The organism is Streptomyces cynarae (assembly GCF_025642135.1).
Taxonomy (GTDB): Bacteria; Actinomycetota; Actinomycetes; order Streptomycetales; family Streptomycetaceae; genus Streptomyces; species Streptomyces cynarae.
Genome location: NZ_CP106793.1, coordinates 3,895,581 through 3,915,156, shown reverse-complemented (window position 1 = coordinate 3,915,156; position 19,576 = coordinate 3,895,581). Strand labels below are relative to the sequence as shown.

The 19,576-nt window shown below is 67.7% G+C and carries 13 protein-coding genes and 1 pseudogene; all 14 read left to right on the top strand.

Annotated features, from left to right (window positions below; all coding sequences use genetic code 11):
* Positions 1-30 precede the first annotated feature (30 nt).
* The 14 genes and pseudogenes from N8I84_RS17910 (at position 31) to N8I84_RS17845 (ending at position 19,487) form a co-directional block, all read left to right on the top strand.
* On the top strand, positions 31-948 hold the full coding sequence (locus N8I84_RS17910) for a helix-turn-helix domain-containing protein (RefSeq protein ID WP_263230477.1): 918 nt from the start codon (positions 31-33) through the stop codon (positions 946-948).
* A 380-nt stretch (positions 949-1,328) separates the two neighbouring features.
* Positions 1,329-1,763 carry a GntR family transcriptional regulator gene (locus N8I84_RS17905; RefSeq protein ID WP_263230476.1) on the top strand — a complete coding sequence of 145 codons (435 nt, stop codon included), beginning with the start codon at positions 1,329-1,331 and terminating at the stop codon, positions 1,761-1,763.
* Entirely contained in the window at positions 1,756-2,691 is a 936-nt protein-coding gene (locus N8I84_RS17900; protein WP_263230475.1) for an ATP-binding cassette domain-containing protein, read from the top strand. Before N8I84_RS17905 ends, N8I84_RS17900 begins: the two co-directional genes overlap by 8 nt.
* Positions 2,688-3,704, top strand: coding sequence for an ABC transporter permease subunit (locus tag N8I84_RS17895; RefSeq protein WP_263230474.1), 1,017 nt, complete (start codon positions 2,688-2,690; stop codon positions 3,702-3,704). The genes N8I84_RS17900 and N8I84_RS17895 overlap by 4 nt, the downstream gene beginning before the upstream one ends.
* Positions 3,705-4,358: 654 nt before the next feature.
* Positions 4,359-5,210 (top strand): HEAT repeat domain-containing protein, encoded by an 852-nt coding sequence (locus tag N8I84_RS17890; protein ID WP_263230473.1) that lies wholly within the window; start codon positions 4,359-4,361, stop codon positions 5,208-5,210.
* A gap of 452 nt (positions 5,211-5,662) precedes the next feature.
* Complete coding sequence (locus N8I84_RS17885; RefSeq protein ID WP_263230472.1) at positions 5,663-8,428, top strand: helix-turn-helix transcriptional regulator; 2,766 nt, start codon at positions 5,663-5,665, stop codon at positions 8,426-8,428.
* 206 nt (positions 8,429-8,634) lie between these two features.
* Positions 8,635-11,469, top strand: coding sequence for an AAA family ATPase (locus tag N8I84_RS17880; protein ID WP_263230471.1), 2,835 nt, complete (start codon positions 8,635-8,637; stop codon positions 11,467-11,469).
* 443 nt (positions 11,470-11,912) lie between these two features.
* On the top strand, positions 11,913-12,431 hold the full coding sequence (locus N8I84_RS17875) for a (2Fe-2S)-binding protein (RefSeq protein ID WP_263230470.1): 519 nt from the start codon (positions 11,913-11,915) through the stop codon (positions 12,429-12,431).
* Positions 12,432-12,433: 2 nt separating this feature from the next.
* Positions 12,434-13,423: an FAD binding domain-containing protein gene (locus N8I84_RS17870; protein ID WP_263230469.1), complete on the top strand. Its 990-nt coding sequence runs from the start codon at positions 12,434-12,436 to the stop codon at positions 13,421-13,423.
* Positions 13,420-15,627, top strand: coding sequence for a xanthine dehydrogenase family protein molybdopterin-binding subunit (locus N8I84_RS17865; protein ID WP_263230468.1), 2,208 nt, complete (start codon positions 13,420-13,422; stop codon positions 15,625-15,627). Before N8I84_RS17870 ends, N8I84_RS17865 begins: the two co-directional genes overlap by 4 nt.
* A 109-nt stretch (positions 15,628-15,736) precedes the next feature.
* Positions 15,737-16,559 (top strand): annotated as a pseudogene (locus N8I84_RS17860) (alpha/beta hydrolase); the annotation flags it as partial.
* Between the two features lie 216 nt (positions 16,560-16,775).
* The gene (locus tag N8I84_RS17855) at positions 16,776-17,951 is read left to right on the top strand and encodes an XdhC family protein (RefSeq protein ID WP_263230467.1); all 1,176 of its coding nucleotides are present in this window, start codon (positions 16,776-16,778) and stop codon (positions 17,949-17,951) included.
* Positions 17,952-18,057: 106 nt separating this feature from the next.
* Positions 18,058-18,513, top strand: a complete 456-nt coding sequence (locus N8I84_RS17850) for an SsgA family sporulation/cell division regulator (RefSeq protein ID WP_263230466.1) — start codon at positions 18,058-18,060, stop codon at positions 18,511-18,513.
* Positions 18,514-18,626: 113 nt separating this feature from the next.
* A complete protein-coding gene (locus N8I84_RS17845) occupies positions 18,627-19,487 on the top strand; it encodes an aldo/keto reductase (RefSeq protein WP_263230465.1) in 861 nt (286 codons plus the stop codon).
* Positions 19,488-19,576 lie beyond the last annotated feature (89 nt).

Sequence of the window (19,576 nt, the reverse complement as noted above, 5' to 3'; positions counted from 1 at the left end):
TCGTCCGGGTCATATGAGAAGGAGGCTGCCGTGACGGAACTCGGTGAATACCTGCGCGCATGCCGCGCCCGGGTCAGTGCGGAGCAGGTGGGGTTGCCCACGACTGGGCACCGCCGAGTGCCGGGGCTGCGGCGTGAGGAACTCGCGTCACTGGCGGGCGTCAGCGTGGACTACATCGTGCGGCTCGAACAAGGCCGTGTGAAGTCGGCCTCGCCCGCCATCCTCACGGCCCTCGCCAGGGCGCTCGAGCTCCGCCCCGACGAAGAGGAGTACCTGCTGCGGTGTGCGGCGGAAGCCGGCATCTCCGGCGAAGCGAGGTTGGCCGCTCCGAGGAACCAGCAGGTCTCGCAGGCAACACAGGTTCTTCTCGACAGCATGGTCAACGTTCCGGCGATCGTGCTCGGCCGTCGCATGGACATCCTGGCGTGGAACAGCTTGAGTGCCGCGCTGTTCACCGACTACTCCAGGCTGCCGGCCAAGCGCCGCAACCACATATGGCTCACCTTCCTCGACCCCGAGGTCCGCGGGCTGTATGCGGACTGGGAGAGAGTCGCCCAAGAGTGCGTGGCCTATCTCCGCATGGATGCCGGCCGCTACCCGGACGATCCCGAACTTGCTCGGCTCGTCGGGGAACTCTCCTTGAAGGACCTCGACTTCCGCCGATGGTGGTCCGACCACAGGGTGCGGTCCCAACGACATGGCCGAAAGAAGTTCGTCCACGCGATCGCCGGAGAGCTGAGCCTGGACTTCCAGGTGCTTGATGTGCGGGGCTCCACGGACCAGAGTCTGCTTGTTTACACGGCGGAGCCACACTCGCCGAGCGAGCAGGCTCTGACCTTCCTGGCTGGATGGGCCGCCAACGAGGTCCCCGGAAGGCCGGCGGAGACGGCAGGATCCTTCCGGCGACCTGGAGCAGTACCTCCCTCGGGAGAATCCAAGGACAAGTAAGCGCGGCGTGGATGACCCGCGGCCTGTCGGGTGAGCACTCCCGGGATCACCGGATGCTGGTCGGGATCGAGCATGCGCGGCAGCTCCTTAATGTGTTCCTGCGCCAGGCTCACGCAGCCGTGCCCGGTCCGCAGCGGGCGACGCGCAGCCGGATGCCGCCGCACTTGGCCGCGCCGAGCGCGGTCCGAGCCCTGCAGCCCACATAGGTGCTTGGCGGCTGTGGACAGGGACGCCCTGAGCATGGGTGCCCTTGGTGGCCAAGCGTTGCGGTAGACGCTGAAGCCCCTTGTGAGACAGGGAGTTACCCCATTTGACATCCGCACTCCCGCCTCCGCATCATGCTTTCACTAATTAGGTAGTGGAATGGTGGTGGCGGGGACATGCAGTTCCGCATCGACCGGCGGAGTGGGGTGGCCGCCTACCAGCAGATCGTCCAGCAGACCAAGCAGGCACTGCGGCTGGGTGTGCTGCTACCGGGGGACCGGCTGCCGACGGCCAAGGAGGTCGCGGAAAGTAGCGCGGTCAATCCCAACACGACGCTGAAGGCCTATCGCGAGCTGGAGCGGGAGGGGCTGGTCGAGCCGCGGCCCGGACTGGGGACCTTCGTGCGCAGGTCGCTGGCCCGCCCTCAGGCCGGGCCCGACTCCCCGCTGCGCGGCGAACTGGACGCGTGGATGCTTCAGGCCCGCGCGGCGGGCCTGGAGCGGGACGACGTGATCGCCCTGGTCACGTCGGTACTGGAAGAGCGGTACGCCGATCCCCTGGCGTCCGCGGAAGGCACGGGAACGTGGGAAACGGGAAGCACGCATGAGTGAGGGCATGGATCTTCCGGGGCCGCCTGAGGAGTCCGCCGTCGAGGCCTACGGCATCGGCAGGAAGTACCGGCGCGGCTGGGCGCTGCGCGACTGCTCCTTCCGGCTGCCGGCCGGCCGGATCTGTGGTCTCGTGGGGCCGAACGGCGCGGGCAAGACGACGCTGATGAGCATCGCCGCCAATCTGCTGGCACCCACGACCGGCACGCTCCGGGTGTTCGGCGCGAGGCCGGATTCCGCGGAGGCGGGACGGCGGGTCGCCTTCCTCGCGCAGGAGAAGCCGCTGTACCGCCGCTTCACCGTGGCCGAGACGCTGCGCCTGGGCCGCGAGCTCAACCCTGGCTGGGACCAGCAGGCGGCCGAGCACATCGTGCGCTCCGGCAATGTGCCGATGAACGCTCGGATCGGCACCCTGTCGGGTGGGCAGCGCACCCGAGTGGCGTTCGCCGTCGCCTTCGGCAAGCGCCCCGACCTGCTCCTGCTGGACGAGCCGCTGGCCGACCTCGACCCGCTGGTGCGCCACGAGTTGATGACCATGCTGATGGCCGAGGCCGCCGAGCACGGCACCACCGTCCTGCTGTCCTCCCACATGCTGGCCGAGCTGGAGACTGTCTGCGACTACCTCATGGTCATCGCGGGCGGCGGGCTGCGCCTTGCCGGAGACGTGGACGAGCTGCTGTCCACCCACGTCCTGCTGACTGGCGTCGCCGATGGCCGCCTTCACCCGCCCGCGGCCCTCGCGCACCACACCTTCGTGGAAACCCGGGTCAGCGGGCGGCAGTTCACGGCTCTGATACGCCCTGATGGGCCGATCGGCTACCCATGGCAGGCCGACACCCCCAACCTGGAGGAACTCCTGCTCGCCTACCTGCGCAACCCCGACGCGCCCGCGCTGATCAGCCCCACGGCCCGGGTGGCGGTGACGGCATGAGCACCCTGACGGATCCCATGGCCCCCCTGCCGGCCCCTACTTCTACGGCTCGCCGCCGTCCGCATCTGAGCGGCATGACCTGGCTGGTCTGGCGGCAGCACCGGGCCTCGTACTGGACGCTGATCGCCCTCACCGCCGTGGGCGTGGCCGGGATCGCCTGGCAGCGGTCCGTCATGGTGGACTACCTCGCCGGGTACGGCTGGCCCCACCTGAAGTCCGACGACTGGGTCCAGGGCTTCACCGGCTACTCCCAGCGCCTGTCCCAGGTCGGTCTGGCGCTCAGCTTCGTCCCGGTCCTGCTCGGCGTCTTCGTCGGCGCTACGTTGCTCGCCCCCGACCTGGAGAACGGCACCGTGAAGCTGGTCGCCGCGCAGTCCGCAAGCCGGGGGCGGTGGATCGCCACGAAGCTGGTGATCACCGGGCTCGTCCTGGCGGCCGGCACGGCGCTGCTCTCGGTGGCGTACAACTGGTGGTGGTCACCGATCCGCACTCAGGGCAACGCGACGAGCTGGACCGACGGCGCCGTGTTCGACACGACCGGTCCCGTGCCCGTGGCGCTCGCCCTCTTCCTCACCGCCGCGGGCGTGGTCATCGGCATGCTGCTGCGGCGTGTGCTGACGGCGATGGTGGTGGCCTTCGGCTTCGGGGTCGCCTTGAAGATCGTCTGGGGGCTGACCCGACTGCACCTGGGCACCACGGTCACCCTCGCCACTCATCACGCCGCGGGCCAGCCGGGTTCCCCTCCCAGGCTGCCGAGCGGCGCATACCAGCTCGACAGTTCCTACGTCACCGGCTCCGGCCGACTCCTCGGCTGGAGCACGTGCGTCCACGAGCCGAGCCAGAAGGCGGCTGATGCCTGCCTGCGCAAGGCGGATGTGGTCGGCTGGTCTGTCGACTACCTGCCCATCTCGCAGATGTCGTCGATGCAGTGGCTCGGCACGGGCATCCTGCTCACCCTTACTGCTGCGCTCGTCGCGTTCGTCTTCATCCGAGGTCGTCGCCGCCTGGTCTGAAACCCGCCGCCGACAGGGACAGGCCCACTGTCTCAGGCGTCAGTGAGCCGTGAAGCTCCCTGGTGGACAGGTTGTTCTCTCAAGAGGCAGCCTGTCCGCCCGGAGCTTCACGTGCCTTTTCGTTTATCGGGGACCGATTCACCCAGCTCGACGCCTCGCTTCCTGTCGGTCCCGCTACGAGCCTGAGACATGCAGGGCGGCACCCGGTGACATCGACTCTCTGCCGGCCGGCAGGCCGGCTGGTGCCTGCCTAATTGCGATGCGGTCGCACCTATACACCTGGCGGCCGCTTTCGGCGTCGGCTCACCACCGTCTGCCGGTACGCACGTGGCCCGCCAGCAGGAGCGGGAGGCAGCCCCGGCGCCGACGCGGGTCCGGGATCGCGTCGAGGACCTCGGCCAAGGAGACCAGCGCGGCGGTGTCATCCAGCAGACCGCCCGCATGCGGGCGCGTTGGCGGGCGAGCGTGGAGATCAGCGATGACGGCATACGGACGCGGTTGCGGTTCGATCGGGCTTCAGCATCTTGATCATCCCGGAACCGCGTTCTCCTCCAAACGCAGGCAGGGAGCAGCTGGACCGGCTCGCCGAATACGGACTCCACGGACCGTAGTTGGGCTGCCGACGGCGACACCATCCCCCATAGGGTGACCGGCGTGACAGGGACTACTGGTGGAGAAGAGGACGAGGCCGAGCGCGCGGCGCTGCGCTGTGCGTTGAACGAATTGGACGAGCGGCTCGCCACGGGTGCCGAACGTGTGCCTGGAGCTCACCTTCTGTTCAAGCCTCTCGTGGAGCAACTGCGAACACCGGCAGCCGCGTTCCTGCGACCGGAGCTGGAGCAACGACTCGCCCGTCACGTCGCCGCCGACGACTCCTTCGCGCGGGACCAAATAGCCCACGCTCTGGCGGGAACCTGTGGCCGAGGGGCGCTGCCCGCCCTGCTACGCGCGATGGTGACTGATCGCAACGACGACGGGGACAGACTGCAACTCGACGTCCTCGAACTCTTCGAGGAGTGGCCCGAGACCGCGCTCTCGCTGTCTTTGGACTGCGCCGCTTCCGACGACCCCGGGACACGGAGAGTCGGCCTGTGGGGCCTGAGCATCATTGACTTCGGCGGGACCAAGTACTTCGGGCTAGTCGCTGATGCGGCCTCCGACCCGGACCCGAAGGTACGCGCTGACGTGATGTGCACCCTCGGCACCATCTTCGGCACGGGGGATCCCCCACGGGCCCGGGCCATCCTGATCGCCGGCACATGCGATGCTGCGCCCGAGGTCCGCTGCGCAGCCGTGGCAGCCCTCTACTCGTCACGTGACGAGAAGATCACCGACATCCTGGTGGCCCGTGCCAGCGACGCTGATCGCTGGGTCCGGTACTGGGCCGCCTGGTCACTGGCCAGAAGGCCGGCCCCCCAGGCCCACGCCGCGCTCAAGCGACTCACAACAGATGAGGACGCGGACGTACGCGACGCTGCCCGCCAAGCCCTGGCGCAGCCGACTTGATCAAGCCCACGACCTGAGAACACACGCGCCCTTCAGCAGCACCGCCGAAAAATCGTCGCGAAAATCCGCGCAGGCCGACCGTTTTCACCGGCAGTTCAAAGACTTTGATTTCCCTTCATCTGAATACATCCCCTCTTTGCAATCCGCGCCATAGCGGAGGGTGCTTCCTTCGTCCCCTCAAAGTGCAAGCCGCAAAGAAGCTACCGATCAGTATGAATCCGTGCTCCTTCCGCATGCTTGCCAAGAAGGCGCGCCACACCGTTGGACGTCATGTCCGAAAACCGTGATCGCTAATGGCGCTGGGGTGTCCGGTTCGACGAAAGGGCCGAGTCACGCCCTTCCCGCAAAGCGGTCAGGACTCAGCAAGGTCCGATAACTTTCGCTCGATCACCCAAAGCCCCAGTTGCTATCGTTAGGCGACGTCTGGGACGGTTGGAAAGGTTGACCGACTAGTGGTGCTGTCGCGTGTTCTGGGGCGGGACAGTGAGTGCGAGCAGCTCGAAGAGCTACTCGCCGCTGTGCGCGGCGGTGAAAGCCGGTCGCTTGTGCTCCGCGGTGAAGCGGGCGTCGGAAAGACGGCCCTCATGGAGCACGTGATCCAGCGAGCGCGGGGCTTTCGTGTTGCGAGCGTCACCGGTGTTCAGTCCGAAATGGAGTTGGCTTTCGCCGCACTGCACCAACTGTGCGCACCGATGTCGGAGCACCTCCGCTCTCTCCCTTCCGCTCAGCGTGACGCGTTGCGTGCGGCATTGGGTCTCGGTTCGCAGCGCGCGTCGGACGGTTTCCTCGTCGCCCTGGCCACCCTCGGCCTCCTTGCCGAGACCGCTCGGGACCGGCCGCTGCTGTGCCTCGTCGATGATGCGCAGTGGCTCGACCGGTCCTCCATGCAGGCCTTGGCGTTCGCCGCACGGCGGCTGCGTGCCGAATCGGTGGCGATGATCTTCGCAGTCCGGCTGTCTGACGATGCATCGTCAGACCCTCCAGAGCCGGCCGGCCTGCCGGAGCTGCTGGTGGAAGGCCTGCCCGAGCGTGAGGCGCGGGTGCTGCTGCGCTCCGTCCTCCCGGGCCGGTGGGACGAGCAGGTCCTCGAAAGGATCGTCGCCGAGGCGCGAGGCAACCCGCTGGCGCTCCTCGAGCTGCCGAAGGAATCGACGCCGACGGAGTTGGCGGGTGGTTTCGGTGTGCCGAGGGCGCGGCCCGTCACGGATCGGCTCCGGGCGACCTACACGCGGCGCATCAGTGAACTACCGCCGGACACAAGGAAGTTTTTGTTGGCGGCCGCAGCGGACCCGACCGGGGAGCCGGCCCTGCTGTGGCGAGCGACCGAACGGCTGGGGATCAGTGTCGCGGCGGCGACGCCGGCCGTCGCGTCGGGGCTGATTGAGATCGCCGAACGGGTTCGGTTCTTTCATCCCATGATTCGCTCGACTGTCTACTGGGCGGCGTCATGTGAGGAACGGCGCGGCACACACCGCGTGCTTGCCGCGGTCACCGATCCGGCGACGGACCCCGACCGCCGTGTCTGGCATGCGGCACACGGCGCGGAAGGTCCCGACGAGAGAATTGCGGTGGAACTCGAGCGCTCTGCCGGACGAGCGCGTACCCGCGGAGGGCTGGCTGCGGCGTCCGCGTTCATGGCTCGAGCGGTCGAGCTGACCCCCAATGCGGCTCGCCGCCAGGAACGCGCGCTGGCGGCTGCACGGGCAACCCACGAGGCGGGGGCTCCGGACGCCGCCCTGAAGCTGCTGTCCATCGTCGAGGCTGGCCCGTCCGACGAGCGTCGGCGCACCGAGGTCGACCTGTTGCGCGCCCAGATCGCGTTCACCACCGACAGGGGCAGCGAGGCGCCCCTCCTGTTGCTCAAAGCCGCTCGACGGCTGGAAAAACATGACGTACTACTCGCCCGCGACACCTACCTGGAGGCGATCAACGCCGCGATGTTCGCCGGACCTCTGGCCTATGGCGGTGGCCAGTTGGAAGCGGCGGAGGCCGCGCGCTCCGCTCCTCCTGGGATGAATCCTCCCCGGCCGGCCGATCTACTCCTCGACGGCACAGCAACTCGACTGATCGAAGGTCACGCCGCCGGTGTGCCCACGCTACGAAGGGCACTGGATGCCTTTCGCGACCCTGACCTCGCCGATACGGAGGGGCTCCGCTGGTTGTGGCTGGCCGGTGTGACAGCCGTGGGCCTATGGGACCACGAGGCCTGGAGCCGGCTGTCCGCCCGACACCTGGACCTCGCGAGGCGCGCCGGTCAGACCATGGTGCTTCCACTCGCCCTGACCATGCGCATCGCGTCGAACGTATTCGCGGGCGACCTGTCTGCGGCCGCCTCGCTGGCCGAAGAAGTAAGAACGGTCTCCGAGGCGGTCGGCACACCCACTCCGCTCTACGGCGCCCTGTTGCTCTCTGCCTGGCAGGGCCGTGAGGCCGAATGCCTCAACCTGACCAAGGTCGCTGCCGCGGAGGCGGCCCGCCGAGGCGAAGGCAACGGACCGGTCGCGAGTGCATGGGCGAGGGCTCTGCTCTTCAACAGCCTCGGACGGTACAAGGAAGCGTTGGCGGCCGCACGAGAGGCCGTTGCCGAACATCAGCTTCTGGAGATCGGCGTCGCGACCTGGCTGCTCTCGGAGTGCGTCGAGGCTGCTGCCCGGTATGGGAAACCCGAACACGCCGCCCCTGCCCTTCGACGCCTCGAAGAGGTGACTCGTCCGAGCGGGACGGACTGGTCGCTGGGCATGGAGGCGCGCTCACGTGCTCTTATGAGCGGATCAAAAGAGGCTGAGGGTCATTATCGAGAGGCGATCGACCGACTCGGCCGCACCAGCGTCCGCGGGGAGCTGGCCCGCGCCCATCTCCTCTATGGCGAATGGCTACGCCGAGGCCGCCGCCGTCAGGCCGCACGCGACCAGCTTCGCCGCGCCGGCGACCTGTTCACCGAGATGGGTATGGACGCCTTCGCCCAGCGGGCCGAACGCGAACTGCTGGCCACGGGGGAAAGCATACGCAGTCGCACGAACAGCACCGCTAACGAGCTCACGCCTCAAGAGCTCTTGATCGTTCGCCTGGTTCGTGAAGGCCTCACCAACCCCGAGATCGGAACTCGGCTCTTCCTCAGCCCCCGCACCGTTGAATGGCACCTGCGGAAGATCTTCGGCAAGCTTGGCGTCACCTCCCGCAGACAGCTTCAGATCACGCACCCCGATAGCAGCATCTGACGAATGCAGATCGCCGACTCGGTCGCCCGCCCCGATTCTGGCATGTGCGTATCAGCCCAAGGCCGGCCATGCCGACTCCAGGGCCTCGACCAGTGACTCACCCGGGTGCCGACCGGCACCCACCCGGGAACAGTTGGCGGCACCGACCGATCCCCACTGACCGCCTGACAAAGCTTGCACTCAATGCGAAGTGGAAGGGTTTCCGGATGGCTGACAAGTCAAGGGTTGACCTCGGTCCAGTTCCCTTTGTGCTGCTGGGTCGCCAGGCTGAGTGCGATGCGCTCGACCGGCTGCTCGCAGCGGTCCGCGCCGGAGAAAGCCGATCGCTCGTCGTACGCGGTGAGGCGGGCGTGGGCAAGTCGGCGGTACTGGGGCACCTGGTCGAGAGGGCTTCCGACTGCCGTGTTCTGTCCGTCACGGGCGTGCAATCGGAGATGGAGCTTGCGTTCGCGGCGGTCCATCAACTCTGCACGCCGATGCTGAACCTGCTGAACGGCCTGCCGAAACCACAGCGCAGCGCGCTCGACACAGCGTTCGGGGTTCGTGCCGGCGCGGCGCCGGACCGCTTTCTCGTGGGTCTGGCCGTGCTCAACCTGCTCGCGGCGGCAGCCGCTGATCGTCCGGTGGTGTGCGTGATCGACGATGCTCAGTGGCTGGACCGTGCCTCGGCGCAGGTGCTCGCCTTCGTCGCGCGTCGACTGTCCGCCGAGTCGGTGGCGTGTGTGTTCGCGGTGCGCGATTCCTGCGAGGGCGATGAGCTGGCAGGCCTGCCGGCCATGGACATCACCGGACTGAACGACGCAGACGCACAGACGCTGCTGCGCTCGGTGGTTCCCGGCCCATTGGACGAACAGGTACGTGACCGCATCGTTTCGGAGGCCCATGGCAACCCACTGGCGCTGCTCGAGCTGCCGCGCGAGTTGCCCCATGCCGAACTGGCCGGCGGTTTCGGAGCGCCGACCACCCAGACACTTTCGGGCCGCATCGAGGACAGCTTCCGTGCTCGGCTGATGCGCATGCCCGCCGACACGCAACAGTTGCTGCTGCTTGCAGCCGCCGAACCACTGGGCGATCCTGCTCTGCTGTGGCGTGCTGCCGCACGGCTCGAAAAGAGTGTCACCGTCGAAGCCGCCCTCGCCGCCGGCGACATGATCGAATTCGGCGACCGGGTGCGATTCCGGCATCCTCTCGTGCGTTCGGCGGTATACAGGGCAGCCTCGCCCGAGGATCGCAGGAACGTCCACCGGGCACTGGCCGAGGCGACCGATGTCCAGGCCGAGCCGAGCCGACGCGCCTGGCACCGTGCGCACGCAACCGTCGACCCGGATGAACAGGTCGCCGCGGAGCTCGAGCAAGGAGCCGGACGCGCACAGGCGCGCGGCGGTATCGCCGCAGCGGCCGCGTTCTTGGAACGAGCGGCCACGCTCACACCCGACCCCCGACGCCGGGCAGAGCGCGCATTGGCCGCCGCGCACGCCAAGAACCTCGCCGGGGCGCCCGACGCCGCACTGGCGATGTTGGCGATGGCGCAGGCCGGGCCCCTGGACGACCTGCGGCTGGCTCATCTGGAGCTCCTGCGTGCACAGATCGCCTTCACCACCAATCGGGGCAACCTCGCCCCGCCCATGCTGCTCAAGGCCGCCCGCCAGCTGGAACCGCTCGATACGACACTGGCACGCGAGACCTACCTCCAGGCACTGTCCGCTGCGATGTTCGCCCTTTCCCTGGCCGAGGGCGGCAGCCTTCCGGAGGTCGCGGCCGCCACCCGTGCGGCACCGCCTGCTCCCGGAACTCCCCGAGCCGCCGACCTCCTCCTCGACGCGTTGGCCCTGCATCTGACAGAGGACGCAGGGACCGCGGCACCGGCCATGCGGCGAGCCCTGGCCGTCTTCATGAGCGAGAGCATCTCCGTCGGGGAGGAGCTCCGCTGGCTGTTGCTCGCATACATCGTCGCCGTGGGCCTCTGGGACGACAGGGCCTGTCACGAACTGGCGGACCGCTACGTTCGTCTTGCCCGTGACACCGGCGCGCTTGCGTTGTTGCCGATGGCGCTCAGCACGCGCATCATGGTGCACGTTTTCGAGGGCGAACTGGCCGAGGCGGCGTCGCTGCACGAGGAGGTACGGACGATCGCCACCGCGACCGGTATCCATCTCACCTACGGTGGCGCCCTTGCGGTCGCGGCGTGGCAGGGGCGGCAAGCCGAGGCCGAACAACTGGCGGATGCCATTGCGAGCCAGGCGATGTCCCGTGGTGAGGGGGCCAGCCTGACGGTCAACCATTGGGTGAGAGCAGTGCTCTACAACGGCCTTGGCCGGTACGAGGAAGCACGGGACGCCGCCCAGCTCGCCGCTGCGGACCATCCGGCGCCGGGCGCCGGAGCACATTGGTGGCCGGCCGAACTGGTCGAGGCGGCAGTCCGCGGCGGTGACGGCGAACTGGCGACCCGGGGGCTTGAGCAGCTCCTGCGGACAACTCAAGCGAGTACGACCGACTGGGCTCGCGGGATCGAGGCCCGATCGCGAGCCCTGCTCAGCGAAGGCGAGGAAGCCGACAGGCTCTACCGTGAGGCGATCGCCCGGCTTCGGCAGACGCGCATGCGCGTCGACCTCGCACGATCCCACCTGGTCTACGGCGAATGGCTACGCCGCGAGCGGCGCCGACTCGAGGCGCGTGACCAACTACGCACCGCCTACGAGTTGTTCACGGCCATGGGCCTGGACGGCTTCTCGGACCGGGCAGCACGCGAGCTGCTTGCAACCGGCGAGACCGCCCGTAGACGTGTTGTCGAAACCACCGACCAGCTCACCCCCCAGGAAATGCATGTCGCGAGGCTCGCCCGCACCGGCCTGACGAACAGGGAGATCGCCGGCCGCCTGTACGTCAGCCCCCGCACCGTCGAGCACCACCTTCGCAAGGTGTTCGCCAAGCTGGGCATCACTTCGCGCAACCAACTGAACGCATCCCTTGACCGGCTACCGCACCAGGCGTCCGCTGGTCCGACGGGACTGTTGCACCCAACACCCGGGACTTCACACTAGGGGTCCTACGGATGCGAGTGCCCGGCAGGCGACAGGACCCTGTCATACATGCCGTACGCACTCCTGCCGCACCCGTATCCGCACCGGACAGCGCTCTGGGCAATCGACGACGCCCATATTCCGTCGTCACATTGCAGATGCTCTCGATTGCGTTCCGTCACGGGCACCCCGCAGTGGGTCTTTCTCCTCTCGTAAATCTTCAGCGCGAGACAATCTCTGAGCCGCTGCGGACCATTGGATTTCTTGCGTGCCGAGGAAGAGAATGACGAAACGCGTCTTCTTCCGTGGGGACCCAGCAATATCTTCCCCTCAGCAACAATGCCCGCCCAGTACATCGCGAGTGGCAAGTTGCGAATACCTTCGAGAGTCTGACTGCAGATACGGAAGTTCATAATCTCCCTGTCCAGCAGGAATCCCAAGGCGAAGATCAGAATTGAGGCACCATGAAGCATCTGGAAACCGATGCACGCCCGGCCGCCCAGTCACCGCCGGCAGTGCCCCAGGTCGATGTCACCCTGAATGTCAACGGCACGCTCCACCGGCTCCAGGTCGACGCGCGGGTCACGCTCCTTGACGCGCTGCGTGATCACTTGGGTCTAACCGGGGCGAAGAAGGGCTGTGACCAGGGCGCATGTGGGGCCTGCACGGTGATGGTCGACGGCAGACGCGTGGTGTCGTGTCTCGCGCTGGCCGCCCAGTACGAAGGGCGTGAGATCACCACCGTGGAAGCCCTTTCGGTCGACGGCGAGTTGCACCCCATGCAGGCGGCCTTCGCCCGGCATGACGCGTTCCAGTGCGGTTACTGCACGCCGGGGCAGATCATGTCCGCGGTCTGCCTCATCGCGGAGGGACGTGCGAACTCGGAGGAGGACATCCGCGAGTTCATGAGCGGCAACATCTGCCGCTGCGGCGCCTACCCGAATATCCGCGCGGCGATTCGCGAAGTGACAGCGGAAGGTTGACAATGCACCCCTTCGAATACGCCCGGGCCACCGACGCAGGCCAGGCAGTGGCCGTGGTCACGGCTGATCCGCACGCCTCGTTCCTCGCCGGCGGCACCACGCAGCTGGACCTCATGAAGGACGGGGTTCTTCACCCCGACAGGCTCGTCGACATCACCCGCCTCCCGCTCGGCGGCATCACGCACACCGCCTCGGCCATCCGGGTCGGCGCGCTCACGACGATGGAGGAGCTGGCCGCTGATCCTGTCGTCAGCGAGCGGCTGCCCTTCGTACGCGAAGCCCTTCTGCTGGGCGCCTCGACCCAACTGCGCAACATGGCCACCATCGGCGGCAACCTGCTGCAGCGGGCCCGGTGCCGCTACTTCAGAGACCCCACCGTCACCGCCTGCAACAAGCGCGACCCCGGCTCGGGATGCGCCGCCATCACGGGAATCCAGCGGATGCACGCCATCCTCGGCACCAGTGACCACTGCATCGCCCTGCACGCGTCGGATGTCGCGGTACCGCTGAAGGCACTGGACGCGATCGTCCATGTCCTGGGCGCGGAGGGTTCTCGGTCGATTCCTCTGACCGAGTTCTATCTGCCGCCGGGCGACACGCCCCATATCGAGAACGTCCTGCGGCACGGTGAGCTGATCACCGCGGTCGAGATCCCGCTGCTTCCCGACGGGGCTCGGTCTCACTACCTCAAGGTCCGTGATCGCGTCTCCTACGAGTTCGCTCTCGCCTCGGCAGGGGTCGCTCTCGTGATCGAAGACGGCCTCATCCAGGAGGCACGCGTGGCGCTGGGCGGGGTGGGCACCATTCCCTGGCGCGCCTGGGACGCCGAGGACATCCTGCAGGGGGCACGCGCGACCTCCGACTCCTTCCGCAGCGCGGCGGAGGCGGCCCTCCAAGAGGCCAGGCCACTGCCTGGCACCGCCTTCAAGGTGGAGCTGGCCAAGCGCACGCTCGTACGCACTCTGGAGACCGTTGCAGGAGCGCTGTCATGACGACTCTCGAGACCGGCAAGACCGTCGGTGCGGGCATCGACCGCGTGGACGCCCCGCTGAAGGTGACCGGAGCGGCTCAGTATCCCAACGACTTCTCCTTCCCGGGTATGGCCCACGCCGCCCTGGTCGGCAGCACCATCGCCGCGGGGCGCATCCGCGCTATCGATGTCACCGATGCCCTGGCCGCACCGGGTGTACTGAGCGTCATCACGCATCTGAACGCGCCGAAACTGGAACGCGGACCGATGACGCTGCTGGGCGGATCGCCACCCGCTCCGCTACAGGACGACCGCATCCTGCACTACGGCCAGCATGTCGCGATCGTGGTGGCCGAGAGCGCCGAGCAGGCCCGGCACGCCGCACGGCTGGTACGCGTCGAGTATGAGCCGGCCGAAGCGATCCTCGACATGGACGACCCCCGTGCCGAAATTCTCGACAACCCCTGGGGAATGGACACCGAGCGCGGTGACGTCGCGGCCGGGTTCGCCCAGGCGGACGTGGTTGTGGAGGGGACCTACACCACCCCCGACAACACCAACAACCCGCTCGGGCTGATGGCCACGGTCGCGTACTGGCACGGTCCGTCGCTCACGGTGCACGACTCCACGCAGTGGCCACACAACGTACGTACCTCGCTCGCGACGGTCTTCAAGATCCCCGAGAGCGGTGTCCGAGTCCTGGCCCCGTTCGTCGGGGGCGGCTTCGGCGCCGGCCTCAGGATGTGGCCGCACGTGATCCTCACCGTCCTGGCGGCACGCGAGGTCAATCGTCCGGTCAAGCTGGTCCTGACCCGGCCCGAGATGTTCACGTCCGTGGGGCACCGGCCCAACAGCGTCCAGCAGATCAAGATCGGCGCAACGGGCGACGGAAGCCTCGTCGCCATCGAGCACCACGGCATCTCGTCCGTCGCGATGGAGGACGACGACTACGAGCCGGTCTCCTACGGCTCCGCCGTCTCCTACGCCTGCCCCAACGTCCTGACCCGCGACCGGCAGGCCCGCCTCAACATCCCCTGCCCGGGCTCGATGCGCGCGCCGGCCGAGGGCCAGGGCAACTTCGCTCTCGAGTCCGTGATCGACGAAGTCGCCCACGCCCTGGGCATGGATCCCCTCGAGTTCCGACTGCGCAACTACGCGGAGACCCACCCGCTCCTCGACCTTCCCTGGTCGAGCAAGGCACTGCGGGAGTGCTACCTCGAAGGTGCCGACCGCTTCGGCTGGTCGCGGCGTACCCCGCTGCCGGGCTCCATGCGTGACGGCCGCTGGCTCGTCGGCTACGGCCTGGCCGGGGTCTCCTACCCCTTCTACCAGGTACCGTGCCAGGCTCGCGCTTCCGTGCGCCGCGACGGTTCGGCGTATCTGCGCAGCGCCGCCACCGACATCGGAACCGGCACTTACACGGTCATGACCCAGCTGGCGGCGGAGCTTTTGGGGCTCGATGTCACGCGGGTGCGTTTCGACCTCGGCGACTCCGACATGCCCTACTCACCCCAGGCCGGCGGATCGGGTCTGACCGGGGCCCTGGGCAACGCCGTCCACGCAGCCTGCCGGCGCCTGGTGCGGGAATTCCTCGACGTGGTGCGGGAAGACGCGGAATCCCCTCTGCGCGGAGCCGCCGTCGATGACGTGACAGTAACCGACGGGCGCATCCACCGCGTCGGGGACCCGACGCAGGGAGAGTCCTACGTCGACATCCTGGCCCGTCACCGCTTGGAGGAACTCAGCGCCGACGGCAGAAGCACACCGCCTCGCAGCAAGGAGCTGGGGATGGCCGTCGCGGGGGCGTTCGGCGCGAAGTTCGTCGAAGTGCGCGTCGATCCGGAACTGGGCCTGCTGCGGGTGGCACGGGTGGTCTCCGCCATCGACGGGGGACGCATCCTCAACGAGAAGACCGCGACCAGTCAGATCGTCGGCGGCACGGTAGGCGGCATCAGCCAGGCCATGTTCGAGGAGACGGCCACCGACAAGGTCACCGGACGCATCGCCAACGCGACCTTCGGGGACTACCTGATGCCGGTGAACGCCGACATCCCCGACATGGACGTGCTGTTCGTCGGCGGCCCCGACCGAGCAACCGCGGTCGGAACCAAGGGAGTCGGCGAGATCGGCCTGGTTGGTCTGGCAGCGGCCATCGGCAACGCCGTCTTCCACGCCACCGGACGTCGAATCCATTCCCTGCCCATCACCATCGAGCAGTTGTTCTGACGTCCTGAGGACGTCTCGGTGAGCACAGAGGTCGTCACCGACGCTCCGTCGACGGTCGCCGCTCGGACTCAACGGCGGCTGTGCGCACACCAGACCAAGGAAGGCAGACATGTCCGAGCAGTACATCCCGGCCGCACCGGTTCTGGAACCGGCGGCACAGGCCTTCGCCGAGGCCACTGCGAACCCGCTGTACTTGTTCGACCTCGGCCCCGTGGAGGGCCGTAAGGTCGTCGACGAGGTGCAATCCGGCCCGATCGCCAAGCCGCCGGTCGACGAGGAGTGGGTGACCGCGCCCGGCGGACCCACCGGCCAGGTCAGCACCCGCATCGTCCGGCCGGCCGGAGTGACCGGGCAGCTGCCCGTGATCGTCTATATCCACGGCGCGGGCTCGGTCTTCGGCAACGCCCACACCCACGACAGCCTCGTGCGCGAACTGGCCGTCGGTGCGCAGGCCGCGGTCGTCTTCCCCGAGTACGACCTCTCGCCCGAGGCCCGCTATCCCGTCGCGATCGAACAGAACTACACGGTCGCCCGCTGGGTCGTCACGGACGGTGCCGGCAAGGGCCTTGACGCCACCCGCATCGCCGTGGCCGGCGACTCGGTGGGCGGCAACATGAGCACGGCGCTGGCCCTGATGACCAAGGAACGCGGTGACGTTGCTCTGGTTCAACAGGTCCTCTTCTACCCCGTCACCGACGCCGACTTCGACACCGACTCCTATCACCGGTTCGCCGAGGGGTACTTCCTGCGCCGGGACTGGATGCAGTGGTTCTGGGAACCAGTACACGACCGACGAAAAGCAGCGCCCCGAGATCACCGCCTCCCCGCTGCGCGCCACCACCGAACAGCTGGCCGGCCTGCCCCCGGCCCTGGTCATCACCGCCGAGGCCGACGTCCTCCGGGACGAGGGCGAGGCATACGCCAACAAGCTGCGCCAAGCCAGCGTCCCGGTCACCGCGGTCCGCTGCCAAGGCATCATCCACGACTTCGTGATGCTCGACGCCCTGCGTGAGACCCACGCGGCGGAGGCCGCCATCACTCTGGCCATCGACGTCCTGCGGACGTCACTGGGCAACTGAGGCTCCGCGCGGGGCGACTGGAGGGCTGTGCGGCTTGCGGCCGGTCGGCCTCCACGGCAAAGGAGAGACATGCTTGATATCGCTGGAGAACTGCACCGGTGGGTCGAGCAGGGACGTGACTTCGCCGTCGCGACGGTTGTCGCGGTGACGGGGAGCGCGCCCCGTGCACCTGGCGCCGCACTGGCCGTGAACGACGAGGGAACGGCCATCGGCTCGGTCTCCGGCGGCTGTGTGGAAGGCGCGGTCTACGAGCTGTGTCAGCAAGCGCTCGAAGACGGTGGGACCATCCTGCAGCGGTTCGGATACAGCGACGAAGACGCCTTCGCCGTCGGCCTGACCTGTGGCGGTGTCATCGACATCCTGGTCACGCCGGTCCGTGTCGGTGATACGGGCCGGGACGTGGTCGCCGCTGCGTTGTCGGCCGGACGCTCACGCAAGACGGTCGCACTGGCTCGTATCGCCGATGGGCCGGCCGAACTCCTCGGGCTCGGGCTCATGGTCCATCCCGATGGGTCGTACGAGGGTACGCTCGGCGACCGGCCCCAGCTGAACCGCGCCGCAGCGGCCGCGGCTCGAGCGATGCTGGACTTGGGGCGCACCGGAACAGTGGCGATCGGCGAGGAGGGGTTCTGTTGCGGTCGCCCGCTGACGCTCCTGGTCGAATCGAGCGTCCCAGCGCCTCGTCTGATCGTCTTCGGCGCGATCGACTTCACGGCAGCTCTGGTACGGCTCGGTAAATTCCTCGGCTACCACGTCTCCGTCTGCGACGCCCGGTCGGTGTTCGCTACTGCGGCACGCTTCCCAGAAGCGGACGAAGTGGTGGTCGATTGGCCTCACCGCTACTTGGACGCCACCGAGATCGACAACCGAACAGTACTGTGCGTGCTCACGCACGATGCCAAGTTCGATGTACCGCTCTTGCAACGGGCGCTCAAGCTGCCGGTGGCTTATGTCGGTGCCATGGGTTCCCGACGCACCCACGAAGACCGCACACGGCGCCTGCGTGAAGCAGGTGTGACAGAGCGCGAACTGGCACGGTTGCGCTCACCGATCGGCCTCGACCTCGGTGCGCGCACACCTGAGGAGACGGCTCTTTCGATCGTTGCCGAGTTCGTCGCCGATCGCTACGGCGGCTCAGGTCTCCCACTGACCAGCACCCGCGCACCCATTCACCATGACCATGACGCAGCGGTCGGCTTCGGTCGTGCCATGCGTCAGCAGCCCACACAGGCATCTGTCACATGACCCACCTGCACCGGGCGCTGCACACCGCCCTGAGGAAACGTCTCTGCTGGGCGGGTGCCACGCCATGGCTGCGGTAGTGCCGCCGCATCAGGAAAGGAGGGGCGTCATGCCCGAAAAACAACCAGAGATCGCGGCCGGCCAACCGGCTGTGGATCACATCAGCTCGCTGCCGATGCGTATCCACCGGATCCTGTGGTCGTCGATCCGTGTCCCGATGCGGGCTGCGTTCCACTACGACTCGGGTGATCCGCTGACGGTAGACGTCTGTCTACGGCCTCCAGAAGGTCCTCCAGTGACGTGGGTCATCTCCCGTGACCTGCTTTACGAGGGCACGCAGGGGCACACCGGCATAGGAGACGTGAGACTGTGGCCCGCCCATGCCCAGGGCCGCGCCGTGATGTACATGCGGCTCGAGTCGCGAGGCATGACGGCGCTGTTCGAAGTGAACCTGTCCAAGCTCGAAGCCTGGCTGCTGAGCACCTTCGACCTTGTGCCGCCCGGAACGGAGCTGGACGAGACCGACTGGGATCGGTTGGTGGAGCGGCTTCTCGATGGTGCCTGAAGGGTCGACCGGCGACCCAGGTGATCGCCGACTGCGCGATCAGAGCCATTGACGACACGGGGATCTGGAGACGAACTAAACTAGTCGTTCAGTTCAGTTAGCGGAGCAAGTACATGACTGCATTGACCGCCGCGGCGTCGGGAACTTTCACGATCGGCGCCGACCTGACGGTGAACCGCCTGGGGTTCGGCTCCATGCGCCTCACCGGCAAGGGTGTGTGGGGTCCGCCGAGGGACCCGGACGAGGCGGTGCGTGTGCTGCGCCGCGCCGTCGAGCTGGGCGTGAACTTCATCGACACGGCCGACAGCTATGGACCGTTCGTGGCCGAGCAGCTCATCAAGAAGGCGCTGCACCCGTACAGGGACGACCTCGTCATCGCCACGAAGGCGGGACTGACCCGGCAGGGCCCGGACCTGTGGACCCCGGTCGGCCGTCCCGAGTACCTGCGCCAGCAGGCCGAGTTGAGCCTGCGGCATCTGGGGGTCGAGCGCATCGACCTGTTCCAGTTGCACCGCATCGACCATGCGGTGCCGCTCGAGGACCAGGTCGGCGAGCTGAAGAAGCTGCAGGACGAGGGCAAGGTCCGCCACATCGGCCTGTCCGAGGTCAGCGTCCCCGACGTCGAGGCCGCGCAGAAGGTGGCGCCGATCGCGACGGTGCAGAACCTGTACAACGTGGCCAACCGCTCGGCGGAGGAACTGCTCGACTACTCGACAGCCAACGGCATCGGGTTCATCCCGTGGTACCCGCTGGCGACCGGCGCCCTGGCGGCGCACGGCGGCCCCCTCGCGGAGATCGCCCAGCGCACCGGGCACACCCCCAGCCGGCTCGCCCTCGCCTGGCTGCTCAAGCGTTCGCCCGTCATGCTGCCGATCCCCGGCACCTCGACGGTCGCGCACTTGGAGGACAACATCGCGGCCGCGACCGTCCAGTTGTCCGACCAGGACTTCGAGGCGCTCGCCGCCGCGGTCTGAGACCGTCGAACCACCGTCTTCATCACTGTGGAAGGGACCTTCAGCGTGTCGTCCATCACCGGCGCCGAGAAGACACTGGGCGCCGGACA

Bases quoted from the DNA above. Each gene is read 5' to 3' on its own strand.
- N8I84_RS17875 (WP_263230470.1), top strand. From the start codon at position 11,913: ATGAAGCATCTGGAAACCGATGCACGCCCGGCCGCCCAGTCACCGCCG.
- N8I84_RS17855 (WP_263230467.1), top strand. From the start codon at position 16,776: ATGCTTGATATCGCTGGAGAACTGCACCGGTGGGTCGAGCAGGGACGT.
- N8I84_RS17850 (WP_263230466.1), top strand. From the start codon at position 18,058: ATGCCCGAAAAACAACCAGAGATCGCGGCCGGCCAACCGGCTGTGGAT.
- N8I84_RS17845 (WP_263230465.1), top strand. From the start codon at position 18,627: ATGACTGCATTGACCGCCGCGGCGTCGGGAACTTTCACGATCGGCGCC.
- N8I84_RS17880 (WP_263230471.1), top strand. From the start codon at position 8,635: ATGGCTGACAAGTCAAGGGTTGACCTCGGTCCAGTTCCCTTTGTGCTG.
- N8I84_RS17895 (WP_263230474.1), top strand. From the start codon at position 2,688: ATGAGCACCCTGACGGATCCCATGGCCCCCCTGCCGGCCCCTACTTCT.
- N8I84_RS17905 (WP_263230476.1), top strand. From the start codon at position 1,329: ATGCAGTTCCGCATCGACCGGCGGAGTGGGGTGGCCGCCTACCAGCAG.
- N8I84_RS17870 (WP_263230469.1), top strand. From the start codon at position 12,434: ATGCACCCCTTCGAATACGCCCGGGCCACCGACGCAGGCCAGGCAGTG.
- N8I84_RS17865 (WP_263230468.1), top strand. From the start codon at position 13,420: ATGACGACTCTCGAGACCGGCAAGACCGTCGGTGCGGGCATCGACCGC.
- N8I84_RS17900 (WP_263230475.1), top strand. From the start codon at position 1,756: ATGAGTGAGGGCATGGATCTTCCGGGGCCGCCTGAGGAGTCCGCCGTC.